Origin of the sequence: Sphingomonas sp. (assembly GCF_041661885.1) — a bacterium.
Taxonomy (GTDB): Bacteria; Pseudomonadota; Alphaproteobacteria; order Sphingomonadales; family Sphingomonadaceae; genus Sphingomonas.
Map to the genome: position 1 here is coordinate 370667 of NZ_JBAZTL010000003.1, position 15148 is coordinate 385814.

General features: G+C 64.3%; 10 protein-coding genes. 3 read left to right on the plus strand and 7 right to left on the minus strand.

Annotation, left to right across the window (positions count from 1 at the left end; translation table 11 throughout):
• Positions 1-27: 27 nt before the first annotated feature.
• The 5 genes from WC704_RS08235 to WC704_RS08255 form a co-directional block, all read right to left on the minus strand.
• Positions 28-858, minus strand: coding sequence for a DUF815 domain-containing protein (locus WC704_RS08235; RefSeq protein ID WP_372889427.1), 831 nt, complete (start codon positions 856-858; stop codon positions 28-30).
• A gap of 102 nt (positions 859-960) precedes the next feature.
• Complete coding sequence (locus WC704_RS08240) at positions 961-3006, minus strand: tetratricopeptide repeat protein (protein ID WP_372889428.1); 2046 nt, start codon at positions 3004-3006, stop codon at positions 961-963.
• Entirely contained in the window at positions 2999-4348 is a 1350-nt protein-coding gene (gene prsR, locus WC704_RS08245; protein ID WP_372889429.1) for a PEP-CTERM-box response regulator transcription factor, read from the minus strand. The genes WC704_RS08240 and prsR overlap by 8 nt, the downstream gene beginning before the upstream one ends.
• Positions 4345-6396, minus strand: coding sequence for an XrtA/PEP-CTERM system histidine kinase PrsK (gene prsK / locus WC704_RS08250; protein ID WP_372889430.1), 2052 nt, complete (start codon positions 6394-6396; stop codon positions 4345-4347). The genes prsR and prsK overlap by 4 nt, the downstream gene beginning before the upstream one ends.
• Positions 6397-6400: 4 nt before the next feature.
• Entirely contained in the window at positions 6401-7789 is a 1389-nt protein-coding gene (locus WC704_RS08255; RefSeq protein ID WP_372889431.1) for a TIGR03013 family XrtA/PEP-CTERM system glycosyltransferase, read from the minus strand.
• 175 nt (positions 7790-7964) lie between these two features.
• Between WC704_RS08255 and WC704_RS08260 the strand changes: the two genes are divergently transcribed.
• Both WC704_RS08260 and WC704_RS08265 read left to right on the plus strand, forming a co-directional pair.
• The gene (locus WC704_RS08260; protein ID WP_372889432.1) at positions 7965-9029 is read left to right on the plus strand and encodes a mannose-1-phosphate guanylyltransferase/mannose-6-phosphate isomerase; all 1065 of its coding nucleotides are present in this window, start codon (positions 7965-7967) and stop codon (positions 9027-9029) included.
• A 19-nt stretch (positions 9030-9048) separates the two neighbouring features.
• The gene (locus WC704_RS08265; protein ID WP_372889433.1) at positions 9049-9528 is read left to right on the plus strand and encodes a GNAT family N-acetyltransferase; all 480 of its coding nucleotides are present in this window, start codon (positions 9049-9051) and stop codon (positions 9526-9528) included.
• Here WC704_RS08265 and WC704_RS08270 read toward each other — a convergent pair.
• Complete coding sequence (locus tag WC704_RS08270; protein WP_372889434.1) at positions 9525-11390, minus strand: M3 family oligoendopeptidase; 1866 nt, start codon at positions 11388-11390, stop codon at positions 9525-9527. The two genes, WC704_RS08265 and WC704_RS08270, sit on opposite strands and share 4 nt — an antisense overlap.
• Positions 11391-11460: 70 nt before the next feature.
• Entirely contained in the window at positions 11461-14328 is a 2868-nt protein-coding gene (locus WC704_RS08275) for a TonB-dependent receptor (protein WP_372889435.1), read from the minus strand.
• Positions 14329-14530: 202 nt separating this feature from the next.
• On the opposite strand from WC704_RS08275, the gene WC704_RS08280 reads away from it, so the two are divergent.
• Positions 14531-15070 (plus strand): hypothetical protein, encoded by a 540-nt coding sequence (locus tag WC704_RS08280; protein WP_372889436.1) that lies wholly within the window; start codon positions 14531-14533, stop codon positions 15068-15070.
• Positions 15071-15148 lie beyond the last annotated feature (78 nt).

Sequence of the window (15148 nt, forward strand, 5' to 3'; positions counted from 1 at the left end):
TGGGTTCCTGCTTTCGCAGGAAAACGCTTACGCCTGATTCAGCGACCGCCCTTCGCGCCCCGCCAGATCGACGATGTAATGCCACGCCACGCGGCCCGAGCGTGCGCCGCGCCGCGTTGCCCAGCCGACCGCATCGACCGGATCGAACGGCAAATCATAGGCGCGCGTATAGCCGGCGACGATGGCGAGATAGCCATCCTGATCGACGACGTGGAAACCGAGGCTCAATCCGAAACGATCGGCGAGCGCCAGCGCATCGTCGGCGGCATCGCGCGGGTTCACGGCGGTGGGTTGGTCGATCATCTCACGCGGGACCAGATGGCGGCGGTTGGAGGTGACGACAAGCCGCGCATTGGCCGGCCGCGCCTCGGCGCCGCCATCGAGCATCGAGCGTAGCGCGCGCCCGTCGGCGGCGGCGTCAAAACCGAGATCGTCGAGAAACAGCAGGAAGGCGCGCGGCACATCAGCGATTTGCGCGAACAAGCCGGGCAGGGTGTCGAGCTGTGCAGTGACGACCTCGATCAGCGCGAGCGCGCCGCCTTCGTGCTGCACCGCGCCGGTTACGGCTTTGACCAGCGCCGATTTTCCGGTTCCGCGCGCCCCCCATAGCAGCACGTCATGCGCCGCCGCCCCGTCCGCCAGATGGCGGGCATTGGCGTGCATCGCCGCCTTTTGCGCCTCGATCCCGTGCAGCCGGTCAAGCGGCAAGGGCCGAAAATCGCGCACTGGCTCCAGCACCGCACCACGCCAGACATAAGCGGGGTGCGCCAGCGGATCGGCGCTGGCGGGCGGCGGCGGGGCCAGCCGTTCGAGCGCGGCGGCGATGCGGAGCAGCGGAGCGTGGTCGGGGTCGGTCATGCGCGTAGTGTTAGCCGCGCGCGCCCTCCGCTTGCAAACGCGGTGCTCGTGGCGGCTTGGCTACTCCCCTCCCTTCCAGGGAGGGGAGGAAGGAGGGCAAACTTACCCCAGCGCCTTGAGCGCCGCTGCGGCTGCGACGCGGTCGCCAAAACCGGGATCGGCGAGCGCCGCGCGGATTTGTGTGGCGGCTTCGGCGGTGCGGTCGAGATCGGCATAGGCCTGCCCCAAATGCCAGCGCAGATCGGCACGACCGGGCGCGATCGACGCCGCTTTTTCCAGCAATTGCAGCGCGGGTTCGCTCTTGCCCTGTTGATACAGCGCCCAGCCATAAGCGTCGCTGGCGGCGGGGTTCATCGGCGCGAGCGCATAGGCGGCCTTGCCATAGACCATGCCGGTGTCGGCATCCCCATCTCCGGTATAGGCATAGGACAATTCGGCCAGCAGCGCGGCATCGCGGTCACCGATGCGCCCGCGCAGTTCCTCCAGCGTGTCGATCGCGGCATCCCAATCCTGCGCCGCGATCTGCCAATGGCCGATCAAGCGCCGTGCCGTGATGTTTTGCGGGTTTTGCGACGCGAACAGCGCGAGGACCTTGCTCGCTTCGGCGCGCCGGTCGGCATGGTCGAGCGCATCGACCACGCGCAACAGGGTCGGTTCGTCAAAGCGCAGGTCGGCGGCATGGCGATAGGCATCGGCGGCGTCACCATAGCGGTTCACCGCCATCAACGTATCGCCAAGCGCGAGATAGGCAGGCGGGGCCCCCGGTGTCAGCCGTACCAGCGCCTGCGCCTTGGCCAGCGCCGCGCCGGTATCCCCCGCCTCGATCAGCCCGCGGATCAGCGCGAGTTGCGCGACCGGTTCCGCGGGTGCGGCGCTGGCGGCGTCGCTGAGTGCAGACAAGCCGTCATCGATGCCGAACGGCGCGGAGCCGGTTGCGCTGGGCATAGCCGAACGATCGAGATATTTCGCGGCCCAATCACGCTCGCCCGTCTGTTCGAACGCGCGCGCGACCAACGCCAGCGTATAGCTGTCGGCATCGGCGCGCAGCGCGACCGGGCGCAACACATCGAGCGCGCCTTGCGGATCGCCCGAGCGCAGCAACGCCGTGCCCAACAGGCGGCGCGCGGTGATGTTGGTCGGCTGTTGTCCAACCAGCCCGCGCCAATCATCGATCGCTTGCTGATAGGCACCGGCTTTATAGGCCAACGTCCCGGACAACAGCCGCGCGCCGGGCATGGCGTTCAGTCGCCCACCGGTGCGCGCGAGCAGCGTGCGGGCGAGATCGTCCTTGCCCGCGCGTGCCGCCAGCACCGCCTGGAGGTACAAGGCTTGCGGGCTGTCCGGTCGCGCGGCCAGGGCCCGGCGCGTTGCCGCCAGCATATCGGTGTAGCGCCCGACATCACCGAGTGTGGCGGCATATTCGATCAACGCAGGATGATAATAAGCGTCATGCCCCAGCGCATTTTCAAACCACGGCAACGCGGCGATCAAGCCATATTGGCCGCGCACCAATTCGCCGCGCAGCGTGATCGCCTCGACATTGTTGGCATCGAGATCGACCGCGCGCTGCGCCGATTCGATTGCGCCCGCAATGTCCCCCGCTTGATATTTGATGCGCCCGAGGTCGGACCAGGCGAAGCTGTCCTTCGGCGCATCGGCGAGCAAGGTGCCGAGCGCGGCTTGTGCGCCTGCGACATCGCCTTGCGCCGCCAGCGCGCGCGCGCCGATGCGGATGGCATAACCGCTATAAGGCGCGCTTGCCTTGGCGGCTTCGGTCAGCGCACGGTTCGCGTCGCCCTGTAGCAACCACGCATGGGCGTAAAGCTGGTGTGCCCGTGCCGGATCGAACCCGGCATCGCGCGCGCGACCAAGCTCACCCTCTGCTGCCACCCCATCGCCAATCGCCAGGAAGCTGCGCGCGAGCATCGCATGGGCGAGGCCCCAGCTTGGATCGGCCTTGATCGCGGCTTGGGCGTGGCTGCGCGCGGCGCTGTAATTGCCCGCCTTCAGCAAGCGCACGCTGAGTGCGAGCTCGGTGCGCGCGGTCGCGGCATCGGCATGGGCCGGGCCAGTCGCCGCGACCGCGATCAGTGCGGCGCTGGTCATCGCGGCGAGGGTGCCGATCGCGATCGAAAGGGATTTACGCATGGAGATCGTAGCTCTTCAGCAAATCGTACAGGGTCGGTCGGCTGACCCCTAGCAGCTTGGCGGTATTCGAAATGTTACCCTCGGCGCGGGCGAGCGCCTGCGCGATCGCCGAGCGATCGGCGCTTTCGCGCGCGGCGCGCAGGTTGAGCGGCAATTCGGCGGCTCCTTCTGCCAGATCGAGATCGGCGGCGGTGACGAGCTTGCCCTCGGCCATGATGACCGCGCGCTTCATGCGGTTTTCCAGCTCGCGGACATTGCCCGGCCAACTCCACGCGGCAATCGCGGCACGCGCATCGGGCGACAGGCCGGTAACGGCGGCGTGCATCGATTTGGCGTAGCTCTTCAGGAAATGCTGCGCCAGCAACACCGCGTCACCGCTGCGTTCCGCCAGCGACGGGATGCGCACGACGATTTCGGCGAGACGGTAATACAGATCTTCGCGAAAGCTGCCGGAGGCAACCATTGCATCGACGTCCTGATGCGTGGCGCAGACGATCCGGGTATCGACGGCAATCGCCTTGCGCCCGCCGATCCGCTCGATCGTGCGTTCCTGCAGGAAGCGGAGCAATTTCACTTGCAGCGGCAGCGGAACGTCGCCGATTTCGTCGAGGAACAGCGTGCCGCCCTGCGCTTGCTCGATCTTGCCTTCGGTGGTTTTGATCGCGCCGGTAAATGCCCCTTTCTCGTGCCCGAACAATTCGCTTTCCAGCAGCGTCTCGGGGATCGCGGCGCAATTGATCGCAACGAACGCGCCACCGTGGCGCGGGCTGCTGTCATGAAGGCCGCGCGCGAGCAATTCCTTGCCCGTTCCGCTCGCGCCGAGCAGCATGACCGAGACATCGGCCCCGGCGACGCGTTCGATCGTGCGGGTGACTTTCAGCATTTCCGGGCTGGCGGTAATCATGCCGCCGAGCGCCGTGCCGGTCGCGCGCGTGGCGAGGCGGCGATTTTCGGCCTCCAGCGCATGGACGTGAAAGGCGCGCGCGACGATCAGGCCGAGCGCATCGATGTCGATCGGTTTGGCGTAAAAGTCCCATGCACCATCGGCAATCGCTTGCAGCGCGCTTTCGCGCGCGCCGTGGCCCGAGGCGACGATTACCTTGGTATCCGGCTTCAACCGCAGGATTTCAGCGAGCGTGGCGAACCCCTCGCTCGTGCCGTCCGGATCGGGCGGCAGGCCGAGGTCGAGCGTCACCACGGCAGGTTCGGCTGCGCGCACCGCATCGAGTGCGGTGGCACGGTCGATCGCGGTCAGCACCTCATACCCCTCATACGCCCAGCGAAGCTGGCGCTGGAGACCGAGATCGTCCTCGACGATCAGGAGCTTGGGCTTGTCGGTCATGCGGCTTGTTCCAACCGGGGGGTGTCTGCCGCGGGCAGAATAACGCGGAAGGTGGTTCCGACGCCTTCGTGGCTTTCAACCAGGACGCTGCCCCCCATCGCTTCGGCCAGTTGTTTGGCCTCAAAAGCGCCGATGCCGAAGCCGCCGCGCTTGGTCGAGACGAAGGGCTTGAACAATTGATCGCGCACGAAGGCGGGGCTCATGCCGCTACCGTGGTCGATCACCGTCAGCGCCACCGTAGCTTCCGTCGCGGACGCCGCGATGGTGACGGGTTCGGTCGGCGGGCTTGCGTCGATCGCGTTCTGGACGAGATGGCCGAGCAATTGTTCGACCCGCGCCGGATCGGCTTGCGCGAACAGGCCCTGTGGGCCGATCACCACAACCGGATGCTGGACGCGCTTGCCGCGCGCGACGGTTTCGGCCAGCGGCAGCAGCTCAACCGGGCGCAGCACCTCGGCGCGCGCGCGGTGTTGCTGCGATAATCGGGCGAGCAAATCGTTCATGCGCGCGGCTGAATCCTGCAACGTGGCGACCATGTCGACGCGAAAGTCGGGATTGTCGGCATGGCGTTCGGCATTGCGCGCGACCAGCGTCAACTGGCTGACCAGATTCTTGATATCATGCAGGATGAAGGCGAAGCGCCGGTTGAACTCATCGAAACGCTCGGCTTCCGCCAGCGCCTCCTGCGCGCGCGCTTCGGCGAGATAGCTCGCCACTTGCCGCCCGGCGATGCGCAACAAATCGAAATCTTCCCAGTCGAGCGCACGGTCCAGCGGCGGGCGCGCCAGCACGATCGCTCCTTGCAAACGATCGAGATGGGTCAGCGGCACCACCGCCCAGGCATCGCAATCGAGCATCCACATCGGGATGCTCGCGGCTTCGACCGGGTCGGCGGTTTCACCGCGCACGGTATCCAGCTCGACGATTCGGCCGCTACCCGACAAATGGGCGACCAGTCGCGCATCGGCGGTGCCGGTGGCGGCATCCCAATGCCATCCGGCCCCAACCCCGAGCCCATCGCCTTCCGGCACCAGCAAGAGGCCTGCGGGCGAATCGGTCAAGTCGGCGACCGCCTTGACGATACGCTGGTCGAGCGGGGCCGCACCGTCCGGTTTGCCGAGCGTATCGGTAAAGCGCACCCATTCCGCCCGATAATCGTACCGGTGGCGGAAGAAGTGTTTGGACACCTTCACCTTGGCCCAGGCGCGCAACCAGGGGGAGGACAGGATGGTCAGCCCCGCCGTGGTCGATCCGAACACGAAGGCGGTTTGCCACAGCCGTGCATTGTCGCCGCTGATGCTGGCAATCGCGCTGGTCGCCAGCAGCATACCAGTCGTGTAGAGCAGCATGACGGCAAAGGTCAGCGTTTGCCAGGTGACGGTGCGCGAAAGCTGCAAGGTCCAGTCGCCGTTGCGCTGCACCGCGATCGCAAACATCGGGGCCGCCAGCACCATGACGATGCCGCGCGCGGCGATCAGGCCGCCATACCATGTGCTGAAGGCATAAGCGGCGGCGGACAGGACCAGGTCGATGCTCCACATCGCCGCAAGGGCAAGCACGGCCAGGCGGATGCCGCCGCGTGCGTGCGGCGTCACCGCCGAATAAAGATGGTGGAGCAGCAGCAAGGCACCGATTGCGATCATCATCCGCCACACGGCCCGCACCGCCGCCACGTGCGGAACACTCTCCGCGCCAATGGCGGGCTCGATCACCGTCAGCGCGGCCCCGGCCAGCACCAGCAAGGCGACAAGGCCATAAATGACCGAAATCGCAGTGTGTTCGGGTCCTGTACTGCCGCGCCGGACCAGCGCGTACATGAAGCCGAGCCATGCGAGGTTGCGCCCCGCTTCGGCCAGGCGCGTGACGATGTCGGTCGCATCGACGCCCGCGACCGCCAATGCCCATAAAGCGGTGCTGCCCAGCGCGATCACGAAGGTCAACCGTGGCAGCGCCGTGCCGGCATCGTGCAGCCGTGACAGCGCCACGCCCGCAAACAGCAAGGCCGCCAGCGCGTGACTCCACAGGATCAGGGTGGCGAGTGCGGTCACGGGATCAGCGCGCGCCTTCGGGCCACAACACGACGCGCACCGTTTGCAGCAGGATCAACAGGTCGAGAAAGGGCGAATAATTCTTGGCGTAATACAGATCATATTCGAGCTTTTGCCGCGAATCCTCGATCGAGGCTCCATAGGGATAATTGATTTGCGCCCAGCCGGTAATGCCGGGCTTCACCATGTGCCGTTCGGCATAATAAGGAAGCTGCTGTTCAAGGTCCTCGACGAATTGCGGCCGTTCGGGCCGGGGCCCGACAAAGCTCATTTCGCCCTTCAGGACCGACCATGTCTGCGGGAGTTCGTCGATGCGCAGCTTGCGGATGATGCGCCCGATCCGGGTGATCCGCGGATCGTCCTTTTCGGCCCATACCGCCTGACCGGCAACCTCGGCATCCTGCCGCATCGAGCGCAATTTCACGCAATCGAAGCCGACACCATACAGCCCGACGCGGCGTTGACGGTAGAATGCCGGCCCCTTGCTCTCAAGTTTGATGACCAGCGCCGTCATCAGGATCAGCGGCAGCGTAAGCGTCAGCAGCACCGCGCTGGCCGTGATGTCGAACAGCCGCTTGAACATGCTGGACAGCATCCGGCCCGAGGAAAATCCGTCGGAAAAGATCAGCCAGCTCGGGCTTACACTCTGCAAATCGACGCGGCCCGTTTCCCGCTCGAGAAAGGTCGAGATTTCATTGACATGGACGCCAGTCGTCTTGATCCGCAGTAAATCTTTCAACGGCAAGGCATTGCGGCGCTCCTCAAGCGCCAGCACCACTTCGCTTGCGTTGAGCAATACGACATGGTCGGCAAGGTTATAGATTGCATCGCGTGCGATCGCCTCGGGGATGACGCGCGCCGATTCGTTCATCGAAACATAGCCGACGACGGCAAAGCCCGCGCCGGGTGCCTGCGCCAGCGCTTTCAGGCGCGCCGCACGCGGGCCCGCGCCGAGGACGACGATGCGCCGCTTGAACACCTGTCCGCCCAAGGTCTTGCCGAGCAGGATACGCAGCGCGATCAGCAGGACCGCGGCAATGCCCATCGCGTACAGCAAGTTGGAGCGCCAGAACGTCGCTGCCGGTATGATGAAATAGATGACGCTGAGGAAAATGACGCCCAGCGAAATCGCCACCAACAGGCGCGCGGTCGCGTATCGCAGCGATTGCAGCGCACCGGTGCCATAAACCCCGACCGCGATCATCGCCACGCCGAGCGACCCGGCAAAGGTCAGCAATTGCGGAATGCGCGCCTGCATCGGCGTTACTGGCAGCGCAAGCTGGTTCATCCGCAGCGAATATCCCGATTCCCCCGCCACGATCAGCAGGACAAGGTCAAACAGGCCCAGCAAGAGCACCGCATTGGGAATATAATGCTTGAACAGCCTGATCATCGACGCGGTACCTCGTCCGTCTCACCCCCAAGGTGGTGTAAATAATTCCGACATGGGCAGGCTGCTGTCGCAGAAATTGGCAAAGAAAGGTTGAACGTGATGGATCGAGCTTGATTCAGGGCAGTTACCAACCCCGGCAGGACTCGCTATGGGTCCGACAGCAGGAGGATTCTACATGCCGCAGTCCAAGCCGATCGTGCCTGTTATCCTGTCGGGCGGTTCGGGAACGCGGTTGTGGCCGATGTCGACATCCGAAATGCCCAAGCAAATGCTGTCGCTGACGGCGGACGAAACGATGCTGCAATTGACGGCACAACGCGCGCGCGGGGAGCGCTTCGCCCCGCCGATCGTCGTCGCCAACGCGCGCCACGCAGGAATGGTGGAGGCGCAGCTCGATGCCGTTGGCGCCACTCCACAAGCGTTGATCCTGGAGCCGGTCGGTCGCAACACCGCCCCCGCGATCGCGCTGGCGGCGATTGCTGCGGGCAGCGGCGATGCGCCGTTGCTGGTCATGCCTTCGGATCATGTCATTGCCGATGTCGCCGCATTCCATGCCGCGATCGCAGTCGCGTTGCCGCTGGTTGAAGACGGGTGGCTCGTTACGTTTGGGATCGATCCGCTTGCCCCCGAAACCGGCTATGGCTGGATTCGCCTTGGCGAAGAGATTTCCGGGGGTGTCCACCGCGTCGCCAAGTTCGTCGAGAAACCACCGCTCGATGTCGCCGAGGCGATGCTCGCGGCGGGCAACCATGCGTGGAACGGTGGCATCTTCCTGTTTCGTGCCGATGCCTATCTTACCGCGCTGGCGATTCATGCGCCGGGCATTCTCGCGGCGTCGCAGCGCGCGATGGATGGATTGCGCGCGGACGGGACCCGGACGTATCCCGATGCGGAGGCCTTTGCTGCGGCCCCTTCGGATTCAATCGATTATGCCGTTATGGAAAAGGCTGACCGTGTCGCAGTCGTGCCGGTATCGATGGGCTGGAGCGATCTTGGTAGCTGGGATGCGCTCCACGAAATCAGCGATCGCGACCAGGATGGCAACGTCCATGCCAGCCGCGAAGGCGGCGAGGTGATTGCGATCGATACGGCGAATTGCCTGGTGCGCAGCGATGGCGCGCGCATCGCGATGGTCGGGGTGCAGGACTTGATCGTGGTCGCCAGCGGCAAAGACATCTTGATCCTGCCGCGGGGTCGCAGCCAGGAAGTGAAGGCGCTGATCGAGGCGATGAAGCGCTGAAGCTGCCGGGGAGCATCTGATGGATGGATTGACGATTCACGATTATCGCGATGATTTGGCGCAGGCGTTCCATGACATCAACGCGCAGTGGATTTCGGCCATGTACCGGCTCGAACCGACCGACCGCGACGTGCTTGAAAACCCGCGCGCGCGGATCATCGATCGCGGCGGTGACATTCTGTTCGTCGAGGCGGCGGGGCTGGGCATTGTCGGTGCCTGCGCGCTGCAGAAAACCGGTGATCAGCAGTTCGAACTGACCAAGATGGGCGTGCTCGAATCGGCGCGTGGCCGCAAGGCCGGGGAATTCCTGCTGCACGCCATCATCGCGCGCGCCCGCACGCTGGGGGCGGAGCGGCTCTATTTGCTCAGCAACAGCAAGAGCGCGGCTGCCATCCATCTCTATGAGAAGCTCGGTTTCGTCCATGATCCGGGGATCATGGACGAATTCGGTAAGCGCTACGAACGGTGCAATGTCGCGATGCGGTATCCGCTGGATTAGCCGATCAAGGCCTCGGCCTGATCGAGCGTTTCCTTGAAGGTCGCGATCACCGCGCGATACGGGGCAGGACTGGCCATATCGAGACCGGCGCGCTGGAGAATTTCGGTGGGATAAGCCGATCCGCCCGCCTTCAGCACGGTCAGATAGGTGTCGCGCTCCTTCGCGCCACCGGTCAGGATGGCGTGCGCGAAATAGGATGCCGCCGAAATGCAGGTGGCATATTGGTACACGTAGAAGCTGTTGTAGAAATGCGGGATATAGGCCCATTCGACGGCATAAGCCGGGTCGATGGCCACCTTTGGCCCATGATAGCGCTTGAGCAGATCGAGATAGAGCGCGTTGAAGCGCTCGCCCGACAAGCCCTCGCCCGCTTCGGCCTTGTCATGCGCGGCGAGTTCGAATTCGGCGAGCATCGTCTGGCGGAAGAAGGTTCCGCGAATGCTCTCCAACTGCTGGCCGAGGTAGAACAGCTTTTCCTGCTTGGTCTTGGCCTTCGCCACCATATAAGCGGCAAGCAGCAGTTCGTTGCAGGTGGAGGCGATTTCGGCGAGGAACAGCGGGTAATCCGATTTCTCATAGACCTGCGCCTTGTTCGACAGCAGCGAGTGCATCGCATGGCCCCATTCGTGCGCGAAGGTGCTCATGCCCTCATAGTTTTCGCCCAGATTGAGCAGCAGATACGGGTGCACGTCATAGGCGCCGGGGTTCATATACGCCCCCGATTTCTTGCCGGGGCGGGGCAGGGGGTCCATCCATTTTTTCGCGGTGGCGGCACCGAGCAACGCGACATAATCGGGCCCGAGCGGCTTGACCGCCTCCAGCACCGTGCTGCGCATTTCGGGGATGGTGACCTTGCGGTCGAGCGACACCAGCGGCGGATAGATGTCGTAATACGCCATGTCGGGCAGGCCGAGCAGCTTCCGCCGTAGCTCGAAATAGCGATGCAGTTGCGGCAGACCGGCGTTCGCTTCGGCCACCAGCGTGCGATACACCCCTTCGGGGATGTTGTTGCCCGATAATGCGGCGGCAAGCGAGGTTGGATATTTGCGCGCCTTGGCCCGGAAAAGGTCGGCTTTGACATGGCTGAGATAGGCGGCCCCAAGCGAACTCTTGAAGCGCGCATATTCGCCCCAGAAGGTGTCGAACACCGCCTTGCGATCGGCACGCACAGGCGCATCGCGAGTCAGGGTATAGGCCTGGTCGTCGAGCCGCACCTGTTTGCCGGTCGACAGCGTAATCGTCGGCCAGGGAATATCCGATCCGACGAGTTGTTCGCGAATCGTGCCCGGCCCCGAAAGCGGCGCTCCCGCACCTGCGAGCAGGACTTCGCCTTCGGGGGACAGCGTGTGGGGTGCCTGCCGCAGCGTGTCGGCAAGATACAGGTCGAAGCGGGTGGCGAGGGTCCGGTTCGCGGCAATGAAGCCGTCGATTTTGGCTTTGCCCAGCATCAGGAGCTCGGGCGCCATCCACGAGGTCGCTTCGCCGAACGCGGTGAACATATCGCCGACCAAAGCGAGCTTTTCCTGATTGGCGGAAATGCGCAGGTCCGCGTCGCTCTTCAGCCCGGCATAGGTGTAAACGCGCGCCGCCTCGCGCGAGAGGTCGGACTGCGCCACCAAAGCGGCGGCGAGCACCTCCGCGCCGGTGCCGAGCTTGCCCCTGTAGCTGGCCAGACCTGGGATTTTGGCGAGCACGCTCTTGCGGGCGGCGTCCCACGCCGCATCATCGGGGTAGATTTCGGAAAGGTCCCATTGCGCCGCATCGACCGGGGCTGATCGATCTTGCGCCCATGCTGGCAAGGCGGTGACAAGCGCCGCGAAAGCGGTCGCGGCCAGCGCGTCGCGGCGGGTGAGATCGGTCATGATGGTGGTTCCTCTGGCAGGCGTAATGGCGACATTCTGTCGCATCACGCCTGCCGTGGGAAGCGTCGCCTTAGAAAGCGAGCTGAACGCCGATGCGGAAGGTCTGGCGGTAACGTTCGTTCTCGATCAGTTGCGTCTTCACCGCCTGATAGCGGCGCCACGGCGAGTCGAGCAGATTGCTGGCTTCGGCGAACAACGTGTATTGTTTCACCGGCGAATAAGCGATCCGCGCGTCGAGCGAATTGTTCTCGGCGGTATATTGGTCGGTCGCCGCCGACCCACCCAGCGTATCGAGATAGGCCGAGCGATAGGTGTAGGCTAAGCGCCCGGTGAGGCCATATTTCTCATAGAAGAGCTGGGCGGTGCCGGTGTATTTCGATTGCAGGAAATTCGGTACGTTGCCCGCGCGATTGGGCACGCCGGTGGCCGAGCCGTCGGTATAGGTGAAGTTGCCCGACACGCCGAACCCCGACAGCGCGCCCGGCAGGAACAGCAACTGCGCCTGCAGGTTTGCTTCGACGCCGTAAAGTTCGGCGCTGCGCGCATTGATCGGCTGGGTGACCAGCGCATTGGTCAGAACGGTGCCGCCAAAGGTGCCCGATTGCGTCTGGCCCGCCGTGAAAATCGGATCATCGAGATGTTTGTAGAAGGCGGCGACCGACAGGATGCCCTGGCCCTTCAAATAATATTCCGCCGACAGATCCCCCGCGACCGCCTTGTACGGCTTGAGGTTGGGGTTGCCGAGCGTGACCGTGTTTCCGACCGGATCGAGGTTTTGATACGGGGCCAGATCGGCATAGTTTGGCCGCCCGATCGCGGTTGTCGCGGCGGCGCGCAGCACCAGTCGCTCGGTCGCGTCGAAGCGCACGTTCAGATCGGGGAAGACATCGGTATATTTCTTGGTGTTGGTGACATTGAACCCCTGCGTCGCGGTTGAGGCAGCGGTGAAGGACTTGCCGCTGTAGCGCCCGTCGGTGTGTTCGACGCGGACGCCCGGTATGATGGTGACCGATCCCAGCTTGGCGGTAGCCATCACATAGCCGGCATAGACCTTCTCGCTCAGATCATAATCGTTGATCAGCGAGTTGGCGAGGCTGGCGGCGGCGTCCAGCGTGCGTGCGCCCGGGTTGGTCACGGTGTAATAGGTCTGCGCAAGGTCATAGTTGATGCGCGGACCGAAGACGTAGCGACTGCCATACACCGTGCTGCCGTCGTTATAGGCGGCACCGGTACTGGCGAGCGTGCTGCCGCTGAGGTTATATTGCTGGAAGTCGCGATTGTTGGTCTTGTCGGTCTGCTGATATTTGCCGCCGACCTTCAGCGTAAAGGCGTCGCCCGTGCCGAGCGGCACCGTCAGATCGACGCGGCCCTGATAGAGATTTTCGGCAGCGCGGCGGCGATCGTAATTGACGCGAAAGCCCGAATAGAGCGCCGGATTATACGGGGTGCCGTTGGCGGTGTTGACCTTGAACAGCGTGTCGCTGAGGTCGAGCGACAGGCCGGTCAATGCCGTGCTGCCGGTACGGAACGAAAATTCGGAGCGCAGCGGATCCTTTTTCAGCGCCTTGCTGTACGTCCCCTCAACCTGCAATTCGGCGGTGCCGAAGTGGAAGTTGCCGCCAAGCTCGCCGGTAAAGGTGGAGTCGTCTTCGTTGCGCAGACGCAGGAAGCGCGTGCCGCGCGCGCTGAAGGTGCCGCCATTCGCGATATTGGCATCGGCGTTGGTAGCATTGGTCAAAGCGGTGTTGTACGCCGCGATCTGCGCCGGGGTGGCGGTTGCCGAAGGCGGCGTCGGCGGTGCAACGACGGGAATTTCGATCCGCGACTGGTCGCGCGTTTCATGGTCCTTGAAGGTCGAATAGAGCGTGCGCAAGTACAGGCTGACATTCGAGTTTGGCCGCCAGTCGAAATTGCCGACCAGGCCATAGCGCTCGCGCGTCAGGTTATAATCGCGCAGGCGGAAGTCGTCGGGCAGCGCCTTGCTCGATCCCGGATAATCGCTGCGCCAGTTGGACGAGCCTTGCAGATTTTCGGATTCGATCGGGCGCTTCGAATAATTGCCCGACAGCACGACGCCGAAGGTCTTGTCCGCACCGAAACGTGAGCCGACGGTGAGATCGCCTTCATAGGGGCTGCGACCGTTGAGGTTGCTATAGCCATTGGCGATGCGCGCATTGGCGAAGGCCCCCTTGCGATCGAAGGCGGTGAGCGTGTCGATATCGACCTGACCGGCAATGGCGTTGGCGTCGCGATCGGCGGTGAGCGATTTCACCACCGTGACCGAGCCGATCAACGAGGAGGGGATATCGTCGAGCTTGACCTGGCGGCCCTCCGGTTCGGGTGCGGGCGCGGTCTGGCCGTTGATGGTGACGTTGGCGAGGTTGGGGTTGGCACCCCGGATGATGACATAGCGTCCTTCGCCCTGGTCGTTGGCGACCGAAATGCCGGGCAGGCGGCGTACCGCTTCGGCGACATTTTGGTCGGGCAGCTTGCCGACGTCGTTGGCGTTGAGCGTTTCCTGGATGAAGTTGGACGATCGCTTCGCCTGCAAGGCGCGGCGTTCGGCGGCGCGCTGGCCGGTGACGACGATGTCCCCGCCGCTCGTGTCGCCCACGGGAGGATCGAGTCTGAATTCGGCGATTTGCGGAGCATCGCTCGATGTCGCGTTGCGGGTCGTCGTGGGGTAGCCGACATACGTGAAAGTGAGCTGGACCGGGCCGGCCGGAAGATCGTGGATCACGAACACGCCGTCACTGTCCGACACGGCGGTGCGCCCGCCGACCGAGACCGATGCGCCGGGCAACGACGCGCCCGTTGCCGGATCAACCACCCGACCCGCAACATCCGCCGCGAAAGCGGGCATGGCGGTGGAGCCGAGCAGTGCGGCACACAAGCCTGCCTTGGACGCGGCAACGCGCGCCCGGACACGTCCGAACATGATGATTTCCCCCATCGAAATGTACGTTGGGAATCCCCAACCTTCCCGCTTGGCGAGCGCTACGCTGCTTTCATGACGAGTCCGTGACGAGCGAAGCGATATGAACAAATTGGGTATGTTGGACAGTGTCGGTCCTATGCGGGAACAAAGAGGTTCGCATGGGCGTCATGCGGCTAAGGCAACAGGCAAGGACATGTCGAAAATGCGTCGGACACACGCCCTCAGTGGATTGGCCCTCAGCGGCTTGGGATCGATTGCCTTGCTGCTTGCGCCGGTCGCGGTGCAGGCCGCCGGACCGCAGGATGACAGCGTCGGCAAGGCCGTTACCCAGCCGCTGCGCGACGTGCGCATTGCGGACAAGAAGATTCCTCCGGTCCTGCAACTGGCGGCGTCCGCACCTTATTCTTCGGTGAACACGCGCTCCTGCGCCGCGATTGCGGGCGAAGTACGGCGGCTTAATGCCGCGCTGGGCACCGATGTCGATGCGCCCGGCCAACCCAAGGGCGAAGGGTCCGCGCTCGCAGCCGTGGCGGCGCGGGCTGCGGTCAACACGCTGATTCCGGGGCTTGGCATCGTGCGTGTCATCACCGGGGCGGACAAGCAGCAGCGCCGCGTGGAAGCGGCGGTCTATGCCGGATCGACGCGGCGTGCCTATCTCAAGGGCATCGGCCTTGCGCGCGGTTGCCCGGCACCGGCGGCGCCGACCCGCGCTGCCGTGGCGGATCGCCCGGAGCTGCCGTAAATTTTACGCCTGCTGGTTGAGCGCGACACAGAAAAAGGGCCGGGGTTTGCACCCCGGCCCTTTTCTTTGGTCCAGCCT

Coding starts and splice junctions, on each gene's coding strand:
- WC704_RS08235 (WP_372889427.1), bottom strand. CDS start 858: ATGACCGACCCCGACCACGCTCCGCTGCTCCGCATCGCCGCCGCGCTC.
- WC704_RS08240 (WP_372889428.1), bottom strand. CDS start 3,006: ATGCGTAAATCCCTTTCGATCGCGATCGGCACCCTCGCCGCGATGACC.
- prsR (WP_372889429.1), bottom strand. CDS start 4,348: ATGACCGACAAGCCCAAGCTCCTGATCGTCGAGGACGATCTCGGTCTC.
- WC704_RS08255 (WP_372889431.1), bottom strand. CDS start 7,789: ATGATCAGGCTGTTCAAGCATTATATTCCCAATGCGGTGCTCTTGCTG.
- WC704_RS08260 (WP_372889432.1), top strand. CDS start 7,965: ATGCCGCAGTCCAAGCCGATCGTGCCTGTTATCCTGTCGGGCGGTTCG.
- WC704_RS08265 (WP_372889433.1), top strand. CDS start 9,049: ATGGATGGATTGACGATTCACGATTATCGCGATGATTTGGCGCAGGCG.
- WC704_RS08270 (WP_372889434.1), bottom strand. CDS start 11,390: ATGACCGATCTCACCCGCCGCGACGCGCTGGCCGCGACCGCTTTCGCG.
- WC704_RS08275 (WP_372889435.1), bottom strand. CDS start 14,328: ATGTTCGGACGTGTCCGGGCGCGCGTTGCCGCGTCCAAGGCAGGCTTG.
- WC704_RS08280 (WP_372889436.1), top strand. CDS start 14,531: ATGCGTCGGACACACGCCCTCAGTGGATTGGCCCTCAGCGGCTTGGGA.